Here is a 21,991-nt window from a genome sequence, read left to right as displayed (position 1 = left end):
GGGCGTCACGCCCCGCGAGTCGCGCCCCCCACGCGGCGTCCCGGGAGTGCCACCGCCCATCGGTGCAAGTCATCTTTGGTCCCATGATCCCCGCCCCCCGCGTCGTGCGCTTCGCCGTCCGGCTCCTCCGCGTCGTCCCCATCGCCCCGGTGCGATGGGTGGCGCGCGCGGCGGGAGCGGTGGCGTTCACCGTGGCGCGGGGGCGGCGCGCGACGCTGCTCGAGAACCAGGCCCACCTCTCGCCTAACGTGTCCCCGGCCGCGCGGCGGCGCCTGGCGCGGCGCACGTTGATGAACCTCCTCGACGCGGCGGTGGACCTGTTCCGCGTCCCCTCCATGCGTCCCGGCGAGCTCGCGGCGCTCGTGGCGGTGAGCGGGCGCGAGCACCTCGACGCCGCCCGTGCCCGCGGCAAGGGTGTGGTGGTGGTCACCCCCCACCTCGGGCCGTACGAGCTGGGGGGAGCCTGGCTGGCGGTGATGGGGTATCCCGTGCATGCCATGGTCGAGGAGATCGATCCCGAGACGAATGCCGCGCTCGCCCTCTACCGCGAGGCGACGGGGATGAAGCTCATCTCCCGCAGCCGCGGGGTGCGCGGCGCGTTGCGGCTGTTGCACGAGGGCCAGCTGGTCCTCCTCGTCGCCGACCGGGTGGTGGGGGAGGGAGGCGAGGGAGTGCCTGTCTTTCTTGGCGACGGGGTGCGGGCGGTCCCGACGGGCCCCGCCACGCTCGCGCTGGCCACCGGCGCCCCGATCGTGGTCGGGCACATTGCACGGGCCACATCGGGGAAGGCCCGCTACCTTGTCCAGCTGGAACCCCCGATCATCGCCGAAGGCACGGGCCACGCGTCGCGCGACCGCGAGGCGCTCACACGACGCGTGGCCGAGCGGCTGGCGGCGGCCGTGCTCGCACACCCGGATCAATGGTACGTCTTCCAACCCAAGTGGCTGCCGCGTGACGCCCTCGCCTGACGCTGACATCGTCGCGGCGTTGCCGCGCGATGCGTCCCCTGCGCGCCCGGCGCCGGTGCCATCCTCCGCCGAGTCGCCGTCGCTCCACACGGTGCTGCGCAAGCCGCGGTTTGGCTTCCTGGTGGCCGGTCAGACCGTGTCGCAGCTGGGTGACAAGCTGCATCACATGGCGCTGATCGCCCTGGTCGGCGCCAGCGCCACGGGAAACCGCGGGGGGCTCGACCTCGCGGCGCTCTCGGTCGTGTTCACGGCACCGGTGATCCTCTTCGGCCCCATCGCGGGGGCCCTGGTCGACCGGTGGAGCAAGCGCGCCACGATGATCGCCTGTGACGCGTTGCGCGCGCTTCTGGTGACGATCATCCCATGGCTCTTCGCGGCAACCGGGAGCCTCTGGCCGGTGTATGCGGTCGCGTTCGTCGTCTTCCTGCTCGGCGTCTTCTTCAACGCGGCCAAGATGGCGCTCATCCCCGAGCTGGTCCCGCGCGAGCAACTCCTCGCCGCCAATGCGGCGCTCACCTTCGTGGGACGTTTCGCGACGGTGCTGGGGATCGTGGGCGGGGGGGTCATCATCGGGCTCGCCTTCTGGGGCCGCTTCGGGTGGAGCGACTTCGCGGCCGGCTTCTACCTCGATGGCGCGTCGTACCTGGTGTCGGTCCTGACGCTGCTCGCCATCGTCCTTCAGGGTCGCGGCGTCGCCGACCGCCCTGCCGCGATCCCCGTCCCCCCTGATCTCGTCGTGAAACGGGGGCTTTCGACCATCGTAGGGGACGTGGGGCGGACGCTGGGCGTGGTGTGGCGCGACCGTACCATGCGCTTCACGTTCACCTCGCTGGCCTCCCTGGCCCTGTTCGCGAGCACCGTCTACGTCGCGATGACCTATTCGGTCCAGACCGTCCTCGGACGCGGGACGAAGGGGGTCGGCTACCTTGGGGGGACGCTGGGCGCGGGGATGATCGTGGGCTCGCTCCTGGTGGGGACGATCGGGAGCCGGTGGGACAAGCGCCAGACGATCATGGTGGGGAGCGCGGTCATCGGCTTCCTGATGATCCTCGGCGGGGTTTTCTTCTCGTTCGCGATGTTCGTGCCGGTCGCGTTCGTCGGCGGGGCCCTCCTGGCGCCCGTGATGGTCTCGCAGGACACGCTGTTGCACGAGGGGGCGCCGCCAGCTGCACGGGCGCTCATCTTCTCCACCAAGGACCTCATCCTGGGAGGGGCATTCATGCTCTCGGCGCTCGCGGTTGGCGGGACGATCTACGTGCTCGGCCGCCTCGGCGTCGACGAACCGTATCGCCTGTCGCTGTCCGCGGTTGGGCTGGCGATCCTCGTCACCGGCGTCGCCGGGACGCTCTCGCTGGTCGCCGAAAAGCGTGGCGCCCGCAGCGGCTGAGCTCGGCAACGACTCGCGCATTCGACGCGTCCCCCCTATCCTCCTGACCGCATGCGGATCATCCAGGTCTCACCCTACAGCTGGGATGCCCCCGGGGGCGTGCAGATCCACATCCGCCAGCTGACCCGGCACCTCCAGGAGCGCGGGCACGAGGTCCTCGTGCTGGCGCCGGGCGACGTCCCCGGACATCGGGGTGACACCCTGATCGTCGGTGGGACGTTCACCGTCTGGTCGAACGGGTCACTCGCCAAGATCTCCCTCGCCCCGCGCACACTCGCGCGGCTGTCGCGCGCCATGCGCGACTTCGCCCCGCACGTGGTGCACGTCCACGAGCCCTTCGCCCCAGCCATCGGCCTCAAGGCGGTGATGGCATCACCGGCGCCGGTGGTGGGGACCTTCCATTCGTACTTCGCGCGCGAGACGCTGGAGGGGCGGGTCTACACCGCGATCGCCCCCCTCCTGCGCCCGGTCTGGCGGCGCGTCGACCGGCGCATTGCCGTGAGCCAGGCCGCGCGCCACTCCGCCAAGGGGCGGCTCGGCAAGGGCGACGTCACGATCCTGCCTAACGGCGTGGAGGTCGAGCGCTTCGCGCAGGCCACCCCGGCGCACGACGTCCCCGCCGGCCGCAAGCTCCTCTTCGTCGGCCGCCTCGAGCCGCGCAAGGGGCTCCCCTTCGCCATGCGCGCCTTCGCCCAGCTGGCCAGCCGCTATCCCGACCTCAGCCTCATCGTGGTGGGCGACGGACCGGAGCGCGACGCCATCAACCAGCTGCCGCCGGACGTGCGCCGGCGGGTGCACCTCAAGGGAAAGGTCTCGTACGAAGCGCTCCCGACCTACCACCGCGCCGCCGACGTGTTCATCTCCCCGGCCACCGGCGCCGAGTCGTTCGGGATCGTGCTGGTGGAGGCGATGGCCGCCGGGCTCCCGGTGGTGGCGAGCAACATTCCCGGCTACCGCGAGGTGGCGCGCGATGGGCGCGAGTCGCTCCTCGTGAAGCCGTCCGACGCCGACGCCCTCGCCGAGGGGATCGCGCACCTCCTCGACCACCCCGCCGAGGCGGCGAGGCTGGGAGCCAGCGGGGCCCTGCGGGCGCTGGATTACGGCTGGGACCAGATCATCGGTCGCCTGGAGGGGGTGTACGAGTCGCTGGCGGGAGTGCCACGGCGCGAGGCGCTCCCGGTCGCCGTCTAGGCGGCAGGCGCCGTCTGGGCGGCAGGCGCCGCGACGACGGCCGCGCGAACTCAGCGACCGACGGCGGCGGCGAGCATCGTCTGCAGTCGCTCGGTCATGACGTCCCAGGTCCAGGCGTCGTGCACCCACTGGGCGCCGCGGCGCCCCATGGACTCGGCGCGCCCCTGGTCGATGAGGAGCGGGGCGATGGCCTCCGCGATTGCATCTGGCGACTCGGGGTCCACCACGACGCCGGTCTCGCCGTCCCGGACCGCCTCGGGGGCGCCCCCGGAGTCGCCGACGACGACCGGGCGCCCCACCGCCTGCCCCTGCAGGAAGACCGCTCCCAGCGCCTCGATGTCGAGCCCCATCCGCCGCGCGCGGCAGGGCATGGCGAAGACGTTGCCGGCGCGGAAGTAGGCCGGAAGCTCGGCGTACGGGACGGCGCCGGCGAAGGTCACCGCCCCCTCCACGCCCGTCGCGCGCGCCAGCGCGCGCAGCGACCGGTCGTAGGGGCCGCTCCCGACGATGAGCAGGCGCACCCCGGGGACGGCGCGCGCCAGCCGGGGCATCGCCCGGATGAGCATGTCCTGTCCCTTGCGGGGCACCAGGCGCGAGACGCAGCAGACGACGGGGGTGTCGCCTAACGAGTGACGGGCGCGGACGGCGGCGTCGCCGACCCCCGGGTGGAACGCCGCGGTATCGATGCCCGAGGGGAGGAGCCCCATGCGCCCCGTCCAGCCGAAGGCCCGCTCGAGCCGGTGCCGGGCCCAGTCGCTGACCGCGGTCAGGAGCGAGGCCCGGTGCCCGATGTGGCGCAGCACCCCGGGGACGAGCGCCCCGGTGAGCTCGAGCCCGTGGGCAAAGCCGCCGTAGGGAATGTCGAGCTTGCGCCTGACGGCGGGCCCCATGTGCCCGAGCGGCCACACCGCGCCGAACAGCACGACGTCGGGACGCCGCGCGCGCAGCAGCGCATGCAGCTGGCGGCGAACGCCCGGCGTGGGGAGCATCATCTCCGTCGGCAGCCGGACCACCTCCTGCGGGAAGTCCCGGTCGTGCCCGGCCGCCCCGCGGTACGTCGACGCCAGGACCGTCACGTCGCCCGGGGGAAGGCGGCGGACGAGCTGCGCGACGTAGTCGTTGATCCCCCCGATGCGCGGGGGAAAGTCGTTGGTGACGACGAAGACCTTCACGCGCGCGTCAGCCGGCGAGGTTCGCGTTGACGTACGCCGCCTCCCCCGTCACCTCCCGCACCACCGCGGGCGCCAGCCACGAGGGGAGGTCGGGGACCACCTCGGCCGACGGCAACTCGACCTCGGCCAGCACCAGGTCGCGGTCGGTGAACTCGTCGATCTCCCACTGCAGCGCGCCGTCGCTCACCACGTGGCGGCGCTTGGTCACGCGCCGCCCCTCGGTCAGCGGCCAGAGCGCCTCGAAGGTCAGGGCCCCGCACTCCTCCTCGACCTCGGTGCGGGCCACGCCGCTCCCCACCTTGATCGTGCGGAAGTAGCGCTCCTCTCCCTCGTCGCGCACGCGGCGGACCCGCTCCACCAGCCGGGTGCCCGGCAGGTATCCCTGCGCGATCTCCTTGACCCGCGCCCCGGGGAGGACTTCGGGGAGGGCGTCCAGCAGGTACTTCCGCTCGATCTCCACACCGCTCCTCGCGCGGGCGTCGAGGGCGTCGGCGATTGCTTCCACCCCCGCGACCAGCGGATCCAGCGCCGCGCCGGCAAAGTCGCGCTCCACCACCCGGAAGGCCTCGAGGGCACGCTCCTGCACGTGGCCGATCATCGCAACGACGCCGGGACGCGGGCTCCGCTTGCGCGGAGGAACCACCGGCGAGCCCGCCACGGCGGGCGGCGGCGCCACGAGCGCCGCCGTCTCCTCGCGCGCGGCCCGCTCCAGGGCGCTGGCCATCACCTGCTGCCAGGCGTGCGCATCGTGGAAGTCGCCTAACGCGTCCTGCAGCGCCTTGAGGCGCTCGAGGGTCTCCTTCCCCCCCTCCACGTGCGGGACGATCGGCTCCAGCTGGTACCGGAGCCGCTTCCCGGCGATGCGCGCCCGGTGGGCGGCCTCCACGTCGTGCGGGGCCCGCACGAGCTCGAGCCGGCGCCGCAGCGTCGACAGCTGCGCGCGCAGCGTCGCCGCCATGGACCCGGCGAAGCGGGTCACCTGCGCCCCGTCGTGCACGTGCATGCGCAGGCGGTAGCGCGGAAGCCGCGCCTCGAGCAGCTCGCGGGCCCGCTCGAAGTCGCGCGACACCTCGGCCAGGACCTCGACATCGGCCGCCGCCTTCCGCTGCGCCAGGCGCTGCAGGAGCCAGACCGCCCCCACCCGCTGGCGCGACGTCAGCTTGGTCCGCTCCCCCTCCAGCCACCCGGCCAGCACCTCGGCGTCGCGGCTCTCGTTGGTGGCGCGCGCCAGCCGGCGCAACCACTTCTGCGCCCGTCGAGGGGACGAATCACCGAGGACGTCGCCCTGGGTGCGCAGCCAGCTGCGCAGGCGCCGGATCGCCACCCGGAAGTCGTGCAGGGCCTCGGGGTCGTCGGGCGGCGAGAGGCGCTCGCGCTGCGCCGCTGCATCGTCGAGGAGGGCCAGCGCCACCAGGCGCACCGCCCGCCCCTCGTGCTCGTCCAGCAGCTCGTCGGGAAAGGACGCCACCGCGGCTACCCTGCCAGGTCGCGCAGCTGCGCCGGGGTCAGGAGCCAGTGCAGCCTCGCCTTCCCCGCCGCCGGCTTGCGATCGAACTCGAGGAGCGCCACCCCGCCCTTCTTGAAGACCACCACCGGCTCGTCGCTCCCGGCAAGGGACCACAGCACCAGCGACGACACGTGCGGGTCGTGCCCGACCACGGCGACCGTTGCATCTGCCGGCTGCCTGGACAGCCAGGCGAGCAGCTCGCGCGGGTGGTGGTCGGGGCGCAGCGCCTCGACCACCTCCACGTCGGGAATGCGATACTCGTCGGCCACGATGCGCGCCGTCTGCTGCGCGCGCACCAGCGGGCTCGAGGCCAGGACCTCGATGTGCGTGGCCGCGTGGCGCAGCCCCTTGGCGTTGCGCCGCATGCGCCGCTTCCCGAACGGCGTCAGCGGGCGGTCGTCGTCGTGGCCACCGGCGGCCGCGTGCGCCTCGCGCTCCTCGGCGATGGCGTGTCGGATGACGAGCAGTTGCATGGTCGCTCTCCGTTGCGTTACGGCTTGGGCGCCGCCGGCGGCTTGCGCGTCACGATCACGAAGTCGGCGCGCCCGGCATGCTCGGCCGGCGACGCCGTCGCCGGGTCGTCGACCGGGATCGCCGTCAGCACCACCGTCCGGGCCCCGGGATCCCGCCGGGAGACACGCGCCGCCGTCCCGAGACCGAAGTCGCTGTGGAAGGCGCCATCGACATGGAGGACGACCGCGCCCGGATGCCGCGCGCGCGCCGCCACGATCGACTCCGCCATCGCCTCGTCCTTCACGCACTGCGCCTCGTAGAAGCGGTCGGTCATGGCGTGCATCGCCGCCGAGTCGGCGGCATTCGGCGGCCCACCGCCGGCGCCGTGCCCCTTCATGGTCTCGGCGAAGCGCGCGTAGTACGCGTCATGCGGGCACAGGTTCTCGCGCGCGGCGAAGGCGCGCTCGCCGGCGGCCAGGGTGTCGAGGACGGCCAGCCCCTTGCGGCTGACGGCACTGGCGATGCGGCGCGGGACGTTCGACGCCACCACCGGCCACCCGCGCGCGCGCGCCAGCTCCACGAGGGCCCGGTAGTCGGTCGTGTACCGCTCCCACGGGCGCGACCGGGCCAGGAAGTCCGCTTCGGAGATCCGCCCCGCCAGGTAGTCGTCGAGGATGGCCTGGACGTCCCGCTCGAACATCTCGAGGGAGAGCACGACCGGGCGCCCCCCATTCCCCAGCCCGGCGAGAACGGCGAGCTCGGCGCGGTGCGTCGCCGGGTCGTCGTGCTGCTCGCCGAAGAAGACGACGTCGGCCCGGGCGGCCGCGCGCAGCATCGCCTCGAACGAGACGTCGCGCCGGGCGGCCGAGGCGTAGAACCGGCTCTCGGAAACGGGGGCAGGGGCCACGTTAGGCGCCGGCGGGCGGGCACAGGCGCCGGCCAGGGCGGCAACGACCACGAGGGCGGCGCGAGGCGCGCGAACAGGCATGGACGAGGAGTCGGAAGGAGTGAACGCACGCCAGGGCCAGGCGCGCGACGGCAGTCTCGCGCCGCAACCCGGCGCGGTCAATCGGGTCAATGCCCACCGGCCAGGAGCGCCGTCAGGAGCAGCCCGCCCAGCGCGAAGGCGTAGTTCCACTTCCCCCGCCCCGGCGCGCCGTTGCCGCGCCGGGACACGAGGATGGCCGCCGAAAGATACAGGAAGTTCCCGGCCGCGAAGGGGACCAGGAAGGTCCCGAACCGCTCGGCGTCGGCCCCGATGAGGAGGGCCGAGACCGCCCCGAGGAGGGCGAGCACCCCGGTGGCGGCGTTCACCAGGATCGCGCGGCGCGGCGACATCCCCCCGTCCACGCAGAGGGCAAAGGTGCCCAGCTCGCGCGGGAGCTCGTGCAGCGCGATCGCCAATCCGGCGAAGACTCCTAACGACGGATCGGCGATGAAGGCGGTGGCGACGAGCGCCCCGTCGATCGTGTTGTGCAACGCGTCACTGGCGATCCCGAGCGGCATCAGGTGGCTCGGGTGCCCGTGCGGATCGTGCACGTCGAGCGGGGCGCCGGCCACCGGGCGCTCGAGGGCGTGGATCGCGCGCTCCATGAGCGCGAGCGCGACGACGCCGAGGGCGACCAGGGCGACCACCCGCACCGGGGAGTCGTCCGCCAGCGCCTCGGGGACCAGGTGGAAGAGCGCCGCGCCGAGGAGCGCCCCGGCGGCGATGAAGATGAGGCGCGGAATCCAGGTGGCGGTCGTCGCCGGGCGCGAGGCGAGCCACCAGGTGGCCGCCAGCGGGATGGCACTGGCGACGCCGACGGCCACGAGGCTGGTGAGCCAGATGGTGGGGCTGCCGATCATGCCACGCACCCCACGCACCGCCCGTACAGCACCACCTCGTGCCCGTCGACCGAGAAGCCCATCGGGGCAAGCGCCGCCAGGTCACCCGGGCACCCCTCAACCTCGAAGACGCGCTCACACACGCGGCAGCGGAAGTGATGGTGGTGATGCGCGTGGGCGAGCTCGTAGCGCGGCGTATCGCCCGGGAGCTCGACAGTGACCACCTCTCCCGCTTCGATCAGCGACCGGAGGGCGCGATAGACCGTGGCGAGCCCGATCGCCGGGACGTCGCGGGCGGCGGCGTCCCGGACCTCCTGGGCGCGCATCGGCATGCCATGCGCCTCGAGGGCGCGTCGCACTGCCGCGCGCTGGCGCGTGTTCCGTTCGGAGGCCATCGTCCATAATGATAATGGATTCTCAACTCTCCGCGAGGGTGGAAGAATCATCCCCTCCTGCGGGGCTCGACAGGGCGGGCGGCGACCGTACCGTAGTATGGGTGAGCCTTCGCCTCCCCCACTCTCCGCTGCAGGGCATATGAGACAGTCCGCCGACGTCGTGACCGGCTGGTCTGCGCGCGTCCGAGCGCTCGCCCATGCGCGAAGATCCGTGCGCGAATGCGTGCGCGGAGGCGCGCGCGGATGTGTGCGCGGGCGTCGCGCCAGGATGGCATGTCTCTGCGTGGCGCTGCTTGCGTGCGACCGGGGGACGGAGATCGCGCCGCCGCCGCCGGACGTGGTGGAGGACATCGACGAGGGGAGCCAGCCCCTGCCGGCATCGGTGGTGGAGTCCCAAGTGCGCTACGAGCTCGCCCCGGCGCTCTCGGCACTGGAGCGTGCGGTGCCGAGGAGCTTCGGCGACATCGAGCAGCGCCTCCCCGTGGCGAGCAACCGGCGCGTCCACGTGGCATACGCCGCGCGGCGGTCGCCGTTCACCATCACGGTGGACTCGTCGCGGGTGACGATCGGCAGCGTGGTGGAATACGAGGGGCGCGGGTGGTACAAGCCGCCGATCGGTCCCGAGGTCAGCGCGGCCTGCGGGACGGGGGACGTCGAGAAGCCGAGGGCGCGGGTGCGGCTGCAGACGACGATCCACCTGTTGGAGACGTGGTCGCTGGAGGCACGTACGCGGGTGACGCGGGTGGAGCCCTACAGCGCGATCGGGCGCGACAAGTGCGCCGTCACCATCTTCCGCATCGACGTGACCGACCGGGTGATGCGAGCCACGCGCGACGTGCTGGAGCGCCAGGTGCGGACGCTGGACCAGGCGCTGGCGGGGGTCAACACGCGTGCGCGATTCGAGCACTGGTGGCGCGACATCTCGCGCCCCATCCGGTTGGGCGACTCGATCTACCTCACCATCCGCCCCCGCCGAGTGCAATTGGGGCGGGTGACGGTCGACTCGGGCTTCGCGGTGGCGCACGTGCGGCTCGAGGCGGCGCCGCGGATCGTGACGGGGAACCGTCCGAACGACTTCGCCCTCTTCACGCCGCTCCCCCCGCTGGTGACCGGCCCCCTCGAGGGACGCGGGCTGCGGGTCTCGCTCGAGGCGCGCTTCGGCTACGACGTGGCCACCGACCTGCTGCGCAAGGCGCTGGTGGGGCGCACCTTCGCGCGCGGCACCCGGGCCATCCGCATCCGCGACGTCTCGCTGGCGGGGATCGGGGGCGGGCGTGTCGCGTTAGGCGTGCGCTTCGACGGGGCGGCGCGCGGGCTGGTGTACCTCACCGGGACGCCGCGCTACGACAACGCGGCGGACCAGCTGCTGATCCCCGACCTCGACTACGACCTGCACACGTCGTCGCTCCTGGTGAAGGGGTTCGCCTTCCTGAGTGACGACCGGTTGCGGGAGCTCCTGCGACAGAATGCGCGCTTCCCGGTGCACGGCCAGCTGGACCGGCTGCGGCAGCTGGCCGTGAAGGGGATGAACCGTGACCTGGCGGAGGGGGTGGCGCTCGCCGCGACGCTGGACCGGGTGGAGAACGTGGGGGTGCGGGCCACGCGCGACGCGCTGCTGGCCCGGGCCGACGCCGGCGGGTCGTTGCAGCTGCAAATCGCGCGGCCGGTGGCGGTGGCCGGCGCCGCCCCCCCTCGCCAGGCGCAAGGAGGGGTGCGCTGACGAGAAACGCCCGCGGGCCGGATGGGCGCGCGGGCGTCTCGATGTCCATGGCACTGGGGCGGCTGGATTCGAACCAGCGACCTCCTGATTAACAGTCAGGCGCTCTGCCAACTAAGCTACACCCCAATCGTCCCTCGCCCGCGTCACGAACGGCGCCGGCGGCGGGAGGCGAAAGATGGCCCCGAACGCAGGGGAAAATCAACTCGGCGCCGCGCGGGCGCACCACGCGGCAGCCCGCCCGTAACGCGCGGGCACCGGCTCCCCGCGTGGCGCACCTGGATGAGATTTTCTTCAGCCGCGGATCGGCGTCGTCACGCGGCGGCGCGAAGCGCACCCACGCGCCCGAACGCGCCCATCCGCGCACCCGCTTCGCCGCGCACCCACCCTCACGCCCCCTCCGCCATCCGCGGCGCGAAGTGCTTGCGGAACTTGGCGAGCTTGGGGGCGATCACGAAGGCGCAGTAGGGCTGCGTGGTGTGCTGCCGATAGTAGTTCCGGTGATAGTCCTCTGCCGGGTAGAACACGGGGAGCGACTCCACCCCGGTCAGGATCGGGGCATCGAAGACCTGCTCGTCGGTCAGCTCCCGGACGATCTCGCGCGCCACCGCCGCCTGCTCGTCGTCGTGCGTGAAGATCACGGAGCGGTACTGCGGTCCGATGTCGTCGCCCTGGCGGTTGGGCGTGGTGGGATCGTGGATGGCGAAGAAGACCTCCAGGAGGGTGCGGTACGACACGCGCGCGGGGTCGTAGGTGAGCTGCACGACCTCGGCGTGCCCGGTCTCCTTGCCGCACACCTGCTCGTAGGTGGGGTTGGGAACGTGCCCCCCGGCATAGCCGGGGGCGATCGCGGTCACGCCGTCCACCTCCTGGTACACGGCCTCCAGGCACCAGAAACAGCCACCGCCTAACGTCGCCTTCCGGGTCGCGTGCGTCACCCTCATCCTCCGTCGCTCGGGTCGTCTGATGGAAGAATACCGAAACGCGCGCGATTGCTCCCGGATTACGGTTCCCTCACGAGGGCGGGAGTCGCACGGCCCGGCCCGGCGCGCGAGGCATGGGAGCGGGAGGGTGCCCCCCTTAGCTTTCGGCCATGACTTCGACCCCACGCGGCCGGGCCGCTCGCCGGCCGGCCTGGTACCTCCTCCCCCGGCCGCACGCCCGCGCGGGCGCGCGGTTCGGCGCCCACTTGGGCGCCCTTGCGACCGCCCTCCTGATCGCCCTGGCGGCCAGCGCCGCCCCCGCCGGGGCGCAGATGATCCAGCGCATGCTGGTGAAGCTGGGCGACAAGACGGTCGCCCTCGACGGCGTGGGCTATCCGCGCGGCAATCCGGCGGCCGACGTCTGGGTCGTCGAGTTCGCCGACTTCGGCTGCCGCTACTGCGAGAAGTTCTGGCGCGAGACGCTCCCGGTCTTCGACTCGCTCTACGTCGACCGGGGGCGCGTGTACTGGAAGTTCGTCCCCTTCACGATCGGGAGCTTCCCGCACTCGACGGAGGCGGCCGAGGCGGCGATCTGCGCGGCGGAACAGGGGAAGTTCTTCCCCATGCACGACATCCTGTACGACAAGCGCACGGAGTGGATGAAGGCTGCGGACGTACGTCGCCAGATGGCGACGTACGCCGCCCGCATCAGGCTCGACGCCGCGCGCTACGAGCGGTGCGTGAAGGGGCCAGGCGTGAAGGAGCAGCTGCGCCGCAACAACGCCCTCGCGCAATCGATGTACGTGCGCGGGACGCCGACCTTCTTCATCAACGGCGAAGTGGTCCCCGGAGCGCTCCCCACCGACCTGTTCGTGAAGGGGATGGACGCCGTCCTCAAGGCATACGGCGGCAAGGGCGGGCGCTGACGGCGACGCCACGTCGACGCTATGGCGCGACGCTATGGCGCGGCGCTACGGCGCCGCCCCCTTCAGCTTGCGGTCGAAGTAGGACGCGATGGCCGCGTTGACGCGCCGCTGGTTGGCGTGGCGCATCCAGTGGTGCGTGTCGTCGACGATCACGATCTCCTCGTAGTCCACCCCCTTCGCCGCCAGGCGCTGCACGAGGTCGACGGTCTGCGAGAAGCGGACGTTGCGGTCGTCGTCGCCATGGATGAGGAGGACGGGCGAGGTCCACGTGCCGACGCTCGAGACGGGAGAGGACTGCCACGCCACCTCGGCGGCCCGATCGCGATCGGTGGGTTCGAAGCGCGTGGCCCCCGCCGTCGCGGCGGCAAGCGCGGCCCCCGCCCCCGAGGTCGGGGCCGCCATGTTGTGGACGCCGTGGATGTCGACCCCGGCCGCGAAGAGGTCGGAGTTCCTGCCTAACGCGAGCGCGGTCAGGTAACCGCCGTACGAGCCGCCGTAGATCCCGACCTTCGCCGGGTCCACCTGCGGGAGGGTGCGCAGGTACAGCGCCGCCGCCTTCACGTCGAGGTACTCGCTGGCCCCCCGCGCCCCGGCGTTGGGGGGCTGGTGGAACTCGTAGCCGTACCCGATGCCCAGCCGGTAGTTGATCGAGAGGACCACGTACCCCTGCGAGGCGAGGTACTGGTTCATCGCGTAGGCGTTGGTGTAGTAGTCGGAGTAGTGCCATCCCAGCAGCATCTGCCGCGGCGGGCCGCCGTGCACGTAGACGATGGCCGGGCGGCGTTTCCCGCTCGCGCCCCCGGCGTCGAACAGGGTGGCGTGGACCACGACGCCATCCTCGGCGTTGTAGCTGACGGCCCTGGGGGTCACCAGCCGCGCCGCCGGGAAGTCGGCGGGAATGCGGTCGCCGGGAAGCGCGCGCGCCCGGCCGCCACCCAGCGGCACCAGCATCGGAATGGGGGGACGCTGGGCGGTGGCGCCGAGGAAGGCGACCGTCGCCCCGTCGCGCAGCAGGACCGGGGTCCACTCCACCCCGCTCCCCGGGGTCAGCACGCGCGGCGCGGCCCGGTCCACGGGGACGGTGACCACGTGCCGCCGGTGCAGGTCGTCGCCCGAGGGACCGGTGTTGGCCGAGAACACCAGCGTCCGTCCGTCAGGGGCAAGCCGGACGTGCTCGACCATGAAGTCGCCCGGGGTGAGCAGCAGCGGCGCCCCGCCCCCCTCGGCGATCGAGTACAGGTGCGGCCACCCGTCCATGTACGAGGCGAAGACGATGCGCCCCCCCGCCGCCCAGTGCAGGTTCACCCCACCGTGGGTGTTGGGGACGGAGCCGCGCAGCGTCTTCGGCGACGTCCAGAGCACGCGCCCCTGGCCGGTGCCCGCATCGGCGGTCCACAAGGCCCACTCCGTGGGACGTTGCTCCAGGACGTTCTGCGCCGGGCCACCGGCCCCCGGCCGCCGCACGAAGACCAGCCGCGTCCCGTCGGGCGACCAGCGGGGCGAGCCGTCGCGGTTGGTCGACGGCGCGACGTAGGTGATCGGCGTGTCGGGACCGTTGTAGATGCCGATGAACGCGTGGTCGCCACGCCCCGAGACGAAGGCCAGCCGGCTGCCGTCGGGGGACCAGGTGGGGGAGCCGTTGTTTCCCCGCGCCGTGAAGAGGCGCCGCGCGGGCGCCGAGCCGTCGAGCGGGACCACCCAGAGCTGGCTCTGCCGCTCGAAGGCCACCACGTCGGAGCGGGGCGAGACCACGGGGGCATCCCCCTCGCCTAACGACTTCGGCTCCCCGCCCTCGAACGGGATGCTCCAGAGCTGCACGGTCACCGGCGAGGGCATCGCCAGCGGGTTCACGGGCAGGGCGTCGTCGAAGTTGGAGCCATGGTCACCGCCGCGGACGTACACCACGTACCGGCCGTCGGGAGAGAGCTGGACCGACGTCAGCTCCTGCCCGTCGTCCTGCGTGTAGTTGGTGAGGCGACGCGGCGTGTACGCCGGCCCCTCGGCCACGTACACGTTGCGCACCCCCGACTCGTTGAGCGTCCAGGCGATGCGATCGGCCTGCGCCGCGGCCCCCAGCTCGCCGGGAAAGGGGTAGCTCGTCACCTGGTCGAGCGTGAAGCCGCCAGCTGCAGCGGCGGGACGCTGGGCGGCGAGCGGCGCGGCGCCGAGCGGGAGCGCAGCGATGGCGCACGCGAGGACGAGGTGACGCATGCAGATCCCCCTGGCTGGAGAGAATGACGACCGTTCGGATACGGTGCAGGCGCGCCCGGCGTTGCGGAAGCCGGGGCCCGCCGGCACCGCCCCCCAGGGTGCGCCGCGGGCACGCCGGCGCCATCACCCCCGCGATGCCCCGGCACCGCGAGCGGGCGCCTCCCCGCGGTCGCCCCCGTCAGCGCGCGTTAGGCGCCGGCTCGTCCAGCAGGCGGCGCACCGCCAGCTCGAGCGTGGCGGGGGCGAGCGGTCCGATGACCTCGTGGCGCACCACGCCGCCACGGTCCAGCAGGAACGACGTCGGATAGCCGCGCACCCCGCCGAAGGCCGCCTCCACGGTGGGACCGACGATGGCGACCGGATACGTCACCCCGCGCTCGCGCACGTAGTCGCGCACGACCTGCTCGCCCCCGCGGTCGACGCTCAGCCCAAGCAGGACGAGCCCCTCGCCGCGGTGGCGCTCGTACATCGCTTGCAGCGCCGGCATTTCCATGCGGCAGGGACCGCACCACGTCGCCCAGAAGTTGACGAGCACGACCTTCCCGCGCAGCTCGGCGGGCGACAGCGCTTCGCCGGTGAGCGTGGCGACCTCGTACGACGGCGATCGCCTTCCCCCGGACTCGACCCCGACCACCGCCCCCAGGTGCGGGAGGAGGCGCGGCGCGAGCCACAGGAGGATCGCGATCGTCGCGAGGTTCCACGGCGACAGCCAACGGCGCCAGCCGGAGTACTGATTCTCCATGGCCGAAGGATAACGGGGGACGAGACGCCCGAGGGGCCACCCGCACAGGCGGATGGCCCCTCGATCGCTGCCGCGATGGCGTCAACCGTTCGCGAAGAGGTTACCGCGCGGCCGGCTCCTCGCCCTCCGGGCGCGGGGGGAGCGGCGCGCGCGGGCGGCGGCCGGGGCGCGCGTCGTCACGGAAGCCGCGTGGCCCCATCCCGTCACGAGGGGCGACGCCACCGCGCTGCGCTCGCCCGTCGCGCATCTCCGACACGTTCCGGTCGAGGAGCTTCTGCTGGTCCGGCGTCAGCACGGCGCGCAGCTCCGACACCGGAGAGCGCTGCGAGCGCAGGGAATCCAGCCTCGTGCGGGCGGCCTGCAGCCGGGCGGTGGCAGCGTCGAGCGCCTTCTGGTCGCCGTTGATGCGCGCCAGCTGCACGTCGGCGCGCGCCGACGTCATCTCGACGATGAGGGGCTTGGCGGCGACGAGGTGACGGGCGCGGGAGCTCCGCAGTGCCTTCTCCTGATCGGGGGAGAGCGTGATCCCGCGGAGGAGGGCCATGCGGGCGCCACCGCGCCGCATTCCCGCCCTCATGCCGGGAGCCCCCTGTTCAAAGCCACGCCCCGCCCCGCGGCCTGGCCCCTGGACGCGCATCGCCCCCGGGGAACGGCCGGCCCGGTCGCCCGGGCGCGGGGCGACGCCACGGTTCATGCGGGCTCCGTCGCGCAGCATCGGGCGGCGCGCCGTGTCCTGACGCGTGGTGTCGGTGGCCTGCGCGGCGACGGACGTCGTGGCCAGAACGGTCAACGCCGCCGACACGGCGGCCAGGTATCGAGTAGTGCGAAGCATGGTCCCTCCTGAGACAGTCGCGCGCCCCTACCGCTGCGCCGACGGGTTGTAATCCCTCACACCCGGTTTGATGCCGAGCCCGCCCCGATGTTAAGGGAAGCAGGGGCCGCACCCGGGGGACGATGACGCGGCTGGCGCGCGCGACGCGCCGACTCGGCACCGGTGCATTGACAGCGCGGGCGATGGTCGCCACGCTGGAGCGTCACATGCGCCCCTTCTTCCTCGCCCTCCTCCTCCTGCTGCATGGACTCGCCCACGCGGGGGCGGGGATCTGGGCGGCCGGACGTGCGCCAGCGTGGCTGGTGACGCCGCTCTGGCTGGTGGCCATGCCGGGCTTCATGGCGGCGGCGCTCGCGATCTTCGGCATGGAGCGCCTGCGCCGACGCGCCGAAGGGGTGACGCTGGCGGCAACGCTCGCCTCGGCGGCGTTGTTGCGGCTGGCGGGAGTCGCGGCCTGGTCGCTCATCGGCCTCATGATCGGGCTCGCCTTCTGCGGGCTGGTGCGATGGTGGGCGCGCCGTGCCCACCCCGAGATCCGCACCCCGACGCTCACCACCGGCGGCCATCCGGTCGTTCCCGAGGTGCCGAGCCTGCGCGAGCGCGTGGGGACGCGCCTGGGGTGGGCGCTACTCGGGTACACGGCGCTGCTGATCGTCCTGCGCCCGTGGTACCAGGCGTGGGGGACGACGGCGGCCGAGCGCGCGTCCCCGGTCACGCGGCTCGCCGGGGCGGGAGCGATGCGCTATCGCGCCGACCACGCGGTGACCGTGCGCGCGCCCGCGGAGCGCGTCTGGCCGTGGGTCGCGCAGATCGGGGTGGATCGCGCCGGCTTCTACAGCTACGGCTGGCTCGAGCGCGCGTTAGGCATCCCGGTGCGGGACACCGACTCACTCGTCTCCGCGTGGCAGGAACGCGCGGTGGGCGACCTGGTACGCGGTGCGCCGCCCGGCTTCCTGGGGGGGCGCTTCGGACGCGACCTGGGGTGGCGCATCACCCGTTGGGACCCGCCGCGGGTGATGGTGCTGGAGCACTGGGGGGTGTTCGTGGTGGAGCCGACCGACAGCACCACGTCGCGCCTCCGCGTCCACACGCGAGGCACGGGGATGCCTTCGGTACGGGCCATCCCCCTCGCCCCGCTGGGCTTCTACCTGTTCGAACCGGCGCACTTCATCATGGAACGGGGGATGCTGCTTGGCATCAAGGCGCGCGCGGAGCGCGGATACCACGCGCCATCTCACACGTAGTCGATGGCGCGCCGGCCCCCGGCGCCGGCCAGCATCCATCGACCGCTTGCGTGACGGCGACTAGTACCGCCAGCTGCGCACGTCGGCGCCGGGCGGCGCCGTCCGCAGCATGCGTTCCACGGCCCACGGGAGGACCATCTGCGGGTAGCGCAGGCGCGAGTAGGCGTTGGCGCGCGCGTGGTCCCCGTTCCAGCAATGCTCGTCGCGGTCGCCGTAGTCCACCACCGCCTCGGCCTCCGGTTTCGTCCGCAGGAAGCTCTCCACCTCGTAGACGGCGTTGTTGAGGTAGTAGTTGTCCATGTCGCCCACATACAGGCGGAGCTTGCCGCGGAGCTTGGGGCCCAGGGTGGCCCAGTCGCGCTGGAGGATGTGCGAGAGGTCGTAGTGCTCCTTCCAGTACGCCGCGGTCACGGGGTCGATCTTCCCCGTCAGGCGATCCCAGATGCGGCGGGGGTACCCATCGTCGCCCACGGGGGAGTAGACGCTCTCCCACACGTCCCACTGGTCGCCCGAGCGCCCCCTGGTGCCTAACAAGTACTCGTAGCGATTCATCTCCTCGAGCGTCGCATCCACGTGCCCCAGCCAGTTGCGGTGACCGGGGCGCGGGGTGCGCTTCCAGCGCGAGCCGATGTAGTAGGCGTTGGTGTCGCTGTAGATGTTGACGACGGTGTAGTGCCGGAAGTCGATGGGATCGGGGCAGGCGATCCAGGCGCCGTTGTACTCGTCGGGATAGAACATCTGCACGGCCATCGACTCCCAGCCGCCGGTCGAGCCGCCGAAGACGAAGCGCGCCCACCCCTGGCCGATGCCGCGGAAGCGACGTTCGATCTCGGGGATCAGCTCGTACTGGATGGCATCGCCATAGGGCCCGTTGTTGGCGGAGTTGACGGCGTAGGAATCGTCGTAGAACGGGGTGGCGTGCTGGAGCTGGACCAGGAGGACGCGGGGGAAGCCGGGGCCGGTCCACTCCTTGAAGAACTGGTAGGAGTAGTCCTGCTGGATGCGGTTGTAGCCGACGAGCGAGAAGCGCTCGCTGTAGTCCGGTGCGAGGTTGGGGTCGGGCGGGACCTCGCGCCAGTTGTCGGGGACCGTGGAGAAGTGTCCGTGGTTGATGACCAGCGGGTAGCGCGCGTCGGGGTGCGACTCGAACCCGTCGGGGAGGGTGACGAAGGCGGCGAGGTACATGTCGCGCCCCCAGAAGCGCGACAGGCGCTCGCTACGGATGCGGACGTGCTTGACGTACCGGGTCTCCTGGAAGGGCGGGATGGGCGGGATGACCTGGTCGATCACGAGGCGCAACGCCTCGCCGCGCGCCGGGTCGACCGCGACGGTGCGCGGGACCGAGAACAGGTTCCCGGGCTTGGCGTTCCAGCGTTGTCCCTCCCCCTGGTCGGGCGGGAGCGAGACCACCTTCCCGTCGCTCCGCCTGAACGTCTCGTAGCGGTTGAGGATGGCCTGCACGCGGTAGCTCCCGCGCGGGAGTGCGCCTAACGACGCGAGCGGGAAGCCGAAGGCGGCGGCGTCGATGGTGCGGGTTTCCCCGGGCTTCCAGCCGGTGACGTCGACGGCGAAGGCCGGCTGGGTATTGGCGCCGTACCCCACCTGGAAGCGCGGCTCGGCGCTGGAATCCGCCGAGAAGACGACGAGCAGTCGGCCGTCGAGCCCGGCCGCCCCCGCGGGGATGCCGCCGGGGATCGTCGCCGGGAGCGAGACGACGACGCGGAGGCGCGCCAGCGGCTGCGCCCTGGCCGGCGTCGCGGCGGCGGCGAGGAACGCGGTGAGCGCGCCGAGCAGGCCGAACGTGGCGGAGATGGCGCGCGCGCGCAGGGCGCGCGTGCTGCGCACGCTGCGCATGCTGCGCGGAATCGCTCCCACGCGCGCGGGGTGAAAGAGCCGCATGACGGGTCCTCGGTGTGAGATCGGGCCGCGGCAACGTGCACCACTCCCGTCCGGGCGTCAAATCGCCCCGCCACCGGGGCGGCGGGACCGGGCGGCGAGCGCATCCGCGCCCCGCCCGTCAGTCGCGTCCGTCGCCCGCGGGGCGGGTGGAGATGCGGACGCCGGCCGAGAGAATCCGCCCCTCGGTCGGGGCCCACGGTGCCACGGCCCAACGTCCGTCAGCCGCACGCGACGGGAGGACGACCGGATCCCACCTCCCCAGGCGGCGGTCGGTCAGGTTCTCGACGTTGAAGAAGAGCTTGTAGCGTCCCACACGCTGCGTGGCGAGGAAGCCGACCGCGACATACGGACGCCCCTCCGCGCGGTAAGGGTTGTCCTCGAGCGCCTGACGCCCCGTGTAGAAGCCCTCCAGCGCGACCCACGTCCCGCGCGCCGGGTCCTCCCACGTCGCGTCGACCCCCCAGGTGTGACGTGGCGCGTACGGCGCCTCCCGGCGCGATGCCCCGGTCGCCAGCTGCGGCTCGCGCGCGTCGGTGTAGGTATACAGGGCCGTGAGGAAGATCGGGGCCAGGTCGTAGACAGCGTACGTCTCGATGCCGCGCGACGTCGCGTTCGCCGTCGCATTCGCCAGCCCGATCGCCCCTGCTCCCGGCGTCGCCACCACCGGGTGCCGCACGCGCGACGCGAAGATCGTGGCATTGAGCTCGACCGCCTGCACCCGGCCGTTGAGGTCCACCGAACCGTAGGTCGCCGACTCCGCGCGCAGGGCATCGAAGCCGCGCACGCCACGGACACCGACGGCGTCGGTCTCCTCCACGAAGGGGGTGGGCGCGTAGTACCCTCGCGTGGCGGAGGCCCGCAGCGACCAGCTGCCGCCGAACGAGTAGAGGAGCGACGCGCGCGGCGAGAGCTGCGTCCCATAACGCGAGTGGTGATCGGCGCGGGCGCTGGCCGTCAGGGCCAGCGGGGTCGCCAGGTGCCAGGTGTCCTGCGCGAACACGGACGTGGTCACGAAGGTGAAGTCGAGGGAGCCGCGCTCGTCGACCTGCGCCGCGTCGCGCTGCACGGCCCCCCCCGCCACCACGTCGTGGCGCCCGAGGTTCGAGGAGAGCGACAGCTCCCCGAAGGCCGTCGAGCGCAGCACGTGCTCGGGCTCCGTGCCGAACGTGCGGGCCTTGCGGTCGACATTCGCGGCCCCCCTCAGCTGCAACAACGTGCGCGACCCGATGAGCCGCTGCGCCACCGCGCCGGCATCGCCTCGGCGGGTGTCGGCCGACTCTCCGTACGCGGTCCCGTCGGGGGCGCGCTGGCCGGTGACGAACCCTCCCTCGCGATCCTCCGCCGTCGCGCCGACCGTCACGAAGAGCGAACTCCCATCTTTCCCTTCGCGGAAGAGGCGGGGGCGCGCTTCCACGCGACGATATCCCGGGAGGTCGGCCCATCCGTCGCCATCGACGTCGGTGCGCGCCTGGGTGTGCGCTCCAGCCACTGCGGTCACCCCGAACCGATCGTTCACGCGACGCGAGAACCACCCGAGCGCATTGCTCCCGTCCCGGCTGGTGGCCTGGACGAGGAGGTCGCCCTCGTGCCCCGGACGCTTGGAGACGAGGTTGATGGTCCCCCCCAGGGCCGACGCACCATACAGCGCCGAGGCCGGCCCCTTGATGACCTCGATCTGGCGAAGGTCGGCCGGGGGGAGTTGCAGGAGGTCCAGCCCTCCCCCGCTCGTCCCGCCATACAGGGGGAGGCCATCCGCCAGGAGCAACGTGTAGCGCGGCCGCAGCCCCTGCATGCGCACCGCCGTCGCACCGCTCCCCGCCGACGTCTGCTGCACCCGGATCCCGGCCATCTCCGAAAGGAAGCCGCGCAGGTCGTTGGGGCGCATCTCGGTCTTCTCGGCGACGTCGTCACCCCCCAGGACCTCGATGCGGGTCGGCTCGCGCTCGATGCGCTTGGCCCCGCGCGCCGAGGTCACGACCACCCCCTGCAACTCTTCGGCGGCCGGCGCGAGGGCAAACGAGATCGACGTGTCGCGTCCCGCCACGAGCGTCAGGAGCGTCGAGTCGGGCCGGTAGCCGAGCAACGTCACGCGAACGGTCACCATGCCGGCGGGGAGGGTGAGGCGCGCCAACCCTGCCGGGTTGGTCGCCGCGCCACGCGCCGCAGCGCCGCGCGGCCCCGCGCGCACCACGGCGTTCTCCAGCGGGACCCCGTCGCCGGTGACGCGCACGGTGAGGATCGCCGTCCCTTGCTGCGCGAGTGCCCGACGGGCCGACCAGGGCATCGCGAGGACGAGGATGGCAACGGCGGAGACGACGAATGGACGAGGCATGGACCCTGGACGGTGTGGCTGACGGATCGGGGCCCCTCCCCCGTCCCCCCGCTCGTGAATGCTACCGGCGGCGGTGGAACTCGAGGATATTGGGAAACGCTAAGGTTCGCCTCGCCCCGCGTCTCGCCCCGCGTCTCGCCCTGCGTTCGGGACGCCTCCGCTGCGGCGCGCGATACCGCGCCGCAGCACGCGCGCCGCATCACGCGCGCAGCCGCGCGCAGGAGAGCGCACGCAGCACCGCGCGCCGCCTTCCGTCGGGGTGGTT

18 protein-coding genes and 1 tRNA gene are annotated in these 21,991 nt (G+C 72.7%); 6 read left to right on the top strand and 13 right to left on the bottom strand.

The features are described 5' to 3' along the window. The first annotated feature begins 83 nt into the window (after positions 1-83). Genes ABS52_07415 through ABS52_07405 form a run of 3 tightly spaced genes read left to right on the top strand, consistent with a single transcriptional unit; the run spans position 84 to position 3,546 of the window. A complete protein-coding gene (locus ABS52_07415) occupies positions 84-968 on the top strand; it encodes a hypothetical protein (GenBank protein ODT03906.1) in 885 nt (294 codons plus the stop codon). Further along, complete coding sequence (locus ABS52_07410; GenBank protein ID ODT03905.1) at positions 952-2,355, top strand: hypothetical protein; 1,404 nt, start codon at positions 952-954, stop codon at positions 2,353-2,355. Before ABS52_07415 ends, ABS52_07410 begins: the two co-directional genes overlap by 17 nt. A gap of 51 nt (positions 2,356-2,406) precedes the next feature. After that, positions 2,407-3,546 (top strand): hypothetical protein, encoded by a 1,140-nt coding sequence (locus tag ABS52_07405; GenBank protein ODT03904.1) that lies wholly within the window; start codon positions 2,407-2,409, stop codon positions 3,544-3,546. A gap of 50 nt (positions 3,547-3,596) precedes the next feature. On the opposite strand, the gene ABS52_07400 is transcribed toward ABS52_07405, so the two are convergent. From ABS52_07400 to ABS52_07375, 6 genes are all read right to left on the bottom strand, one after another. Further along, positions 3,597-4,718: a hypothetical protein gene (locus ABS52_07400; GenBank protein ODT03903.1), complete on the bottom strand. Its 1,122-nt coding sequence runs from the start codon at positions 4,716-4,718 to the stop codon at positions 3,597-3,599. 7 nt (positions 4,719-4,725) lie between these two features. After that, the gene (locus ABS52_07395; protein ODT03939.1) at positions 4,726-5,178 is read right to left on the bottom strand and encodes a hypothetical protein; all 453 of its coding nucleotides are present in this window, start codon (positions 5,176-5,178) and stop codon (positions 4,726-4,728) included. 1,013 nt (positions 5,179-6,191) lie between these two features. Beyond that, the gene (locus ABS52_07390) at positions 6,192-6,698 is read right to left on the bottom strand and encodes a phosphohistidine phosphatase SixA (protein ID ODT03902.1); all 507 of its coding nucleotides are present in this window, start codon (positions 6,696-6,698) and stop codon (positions 6,192-6,194) included. Between the two features lie 17 nt (positions 6,699-6,715). Next, a complete protein-coding gene (locus tag ABS52_07385) occupies positions 6,716-7,636 on the bottom strand; it encodes a hypothetical protein (protein ID ODT03901.1) in 921 nt (306 codons plus the stop codon). Between the two features lie 116 nt (positions 7,637-7,752). Further along, complete coding sequence (locus ABS52_07380) at positions 7,753-8,544, bottom strand: hypothetical protein (GenBank protein ODT03900.1); 792 nt, start codon at positions 8,542-8,544, stop codon at positions 7,753-7,755. Beyond that, positions 8,523-8,900: a transcriptional repressor gene (locus ABS52_07375; GenBank protein ID ODT03899.1), complete on the bottom strand. Its 378-nt coding sequence runs from the start codon at positions 8,898-8,900 to the stop codon at positions 8,523-8,525. Before ABS52_07375 ends, ABS52_07380 begins: the two co-directional genes overlap by 22 nt. A gap of 283 nt (positions 8,901-9,183) precedes the next feature. On the opposite strand from ABS52_07375, the gene ABS52_07370 reads away from it, so the two are divergent. Next, positions 9,184-10,620, top strand: a complete 1,437-nt coding sequence (locus tag ABS52_07370) for a hypothetical protein (GenBank protein ODT03898.1) — start codon at positions 9,184-9,186, stop codon at positions 10,618-10,620. A 53-nt stretch (positions 10,621-10,673) separates the two neighbouring features. On the opposite strand, the gene ABS52_07365 is transcribed toward ABS52_07370, so the two are convergent. Together ABS52_07365 and ABS52_07360 are read right to left on the bottom strand one after the other, a co-directional pair. Then, a tRNA-Asn gene (locus ABS52_07365) sits at positions 10,674-10,746 on the bottom strand. Between the two features lie 260 nt (positions 10,747-11,006). Then, a complete protein-coding gene (locus ABS52_07360; protein ID ODT03897.1) occupies positions 11,007-11,561 on the bottom strand; it encodes a peptide-methionine (S)-S-oxide reductase in 555 nt (184 codons plus the stop codon). 245 nt (positions 11,562-11,806) lie between these two features. On the opposite strand from ABS52_07360, the gene ABS52_07355 reads away from it, so the two are divergent. Further along, complete coding sequence (locus tag ABS52_07355; GenBank protein ODT03896.1) at positions 11,807-12,466, top strand: hypothetical protein; 660 nt, start codon at positions 11,807-11,809, stop codon at positions 12,464-12,466. A gap of 45 nt (positions 12,467-12,511) precedes the next feature. On the opposite strand, the gene ABS52_07350 is transcribed toward ABS52_07355, so the two are convergent. The 3 genes from ABS52_07350 to ABS52_07340 all read right to left on the bottom strand — a co-directional run bounded on the left by ABS52_07350 (position 12,512) and on the right by ABS52_07340 (position 16,221). Next, complete coding sequence (locus ABS52_07350) at positions 12,512-14,650, bottom strand: peptidase S9 (GenBank protein ODT03938.1); 2,139 nt, start codon at positions 14,648-14,650, stop codon at positions 12,512-12,514. A 205-nt stretch (positions 14,651-14,855) separates the two neighbouring features. Next, on the bottom strand, positions 14,856-15,419 hold the full coding sequence (locus ABS52_07345; protein ID ODT03895.1) for a hypothetical protein: 564 nt from the start codon (positions 15,417-15,419) through the stop codon (positions 14,856-14,858). Between the two features lie 100 nt (positions 15,420-15,519). Next, positions 15,520-16,221: a hypothetical protein gene (locus ABS52_07340; protein ODT03894.1), complete on the bottom strand. Its 702-nt coding sequence runs from the start codon at positions 16,219-16,221 to the stop codon at positions 15,520-15,522. Between the two features lie 212 nt (positions 16,222-16,433). Between ABS52_07340 and ABS52_07335 the strand changes: the two genes are divergently transcribed. Continuing rightward, positions 16,434-17,495 (top strand): hypothetical protein, encoded by a 1,062-nt coding sequence (locus ABS52_07335; GenBank protein ID ODT03893.1) that lies wholly within the window; start codon positions 16,434-16,436, stop codon positions 17,493-17,495. 60 nt (positions 17,496-17,555) lie between these two features. Here ABS52_07335 and ABS52_07330 read toward each other — a convergent pair whose 3' ends face one another. Both ABS52_07330 and ABS52_07325 read right to left on the bottom strand, forming a co-directional pair. Beyond that, positions 17,556-19,361 carry a hypothetical protein gene (locus ABS52_07330; GenBank protein ODT03937.1) on the bottom strand — a complete coding sequence of 602 codons (1,806 nt, stop codon included), beginning with the start codon at positions 19,359-19,361 and terminating at the stop codon, positions 17,556-17,558. 151 nt (positions 19,362-19,512) lie between these two features. Continuing rightward, complete coding sequence (locus ABS52_07325; protein ODT03892.1) at positions 19,513-21,726, bottom strand: hypothetical protein; 2,214 nt, start codon at positions 21,724-21,726, stop codon at positions 19,513-19,515. Between the last annotated feature and the right edge of the window lie 265 nt (positions 21,727-21,991).

This window comes from Gemmatimonadetes bacterium SCN 70-22 (genome assembly GCA_001724275.1).
Lineage (GTDB): Bacteria > Gemmatimonadota > Gemmatimonadetes > Gemmatimonadales > Gemmatimonadaceae > SCN-70-22.
Note: the sequence above shows the minus strand (reverse complement) of the source record. Positions and strands in the feature narration are given on the sequence as shown.

What these genes read in the sequence shown, in the direction of transcription:
- ABS52_07345 (ODT03895.1), bottom strand. Translation starts at nt 15,419, where the DNA reads ATGGAGAATCAGTACTCCGGCTGGCGCCGTTGGCTGTCGCCGTGGAAC.
- ABS52_07335 (ODT03893.1), top strand. Translation starts at nt 16,434, where the DNA reads ATGGTCGCCACGCTGGAGCGTCACATGCGCCCCTTCTTCCTCGCCCTC.
- ABS52_07375 (ODT03899.1), bottom strand. Translation starts at nt 8,900, where the DNA reads ATGGCCTCCGAACGGAACACGCGCCAGCGCGCGGCAGTGCGACGCGCC.
- ABS52_07390 (ODT03902.1), bottom strand. Translation starts at nt 6,698, where the DNA reads ATGCAACTGCTCGTCATCCGACACGCCATCGCCGAGGAGCGCGAGGCG.
- ABS52_07415 (ODT03906.1), top strand. Translation starts at nt 84, where the DNA reads ATGATCCCCGCCCCCCGCGTCGTGCGCTTCGCCGTCCGGCTCCTCCGC.
- ABS52_07325 (ODT03892.1), bottom strand. Translation starts at nt 21,726, where the DNA reads ATGCCTCGTCCATTCGTCGTCTCCGCCGTTGCCATCCTCGTCCTCGCG.
- ABS52_07405 (ODT03904.1), top strand. Translation starts at nt 2,407, where the DNA reads ATGCGGATCATCCAGGTCTCACCCTACAGCTGGGATGCCCCCGGGGGC.
- ABS52_07360 (ODT03897.1), bottom strand. Translation starts at nt 11,561, where the DNA reads ATGAGGGTGACGCACGCGACCCGGAAGGCGACGTTAGGCGGTGGCTGT.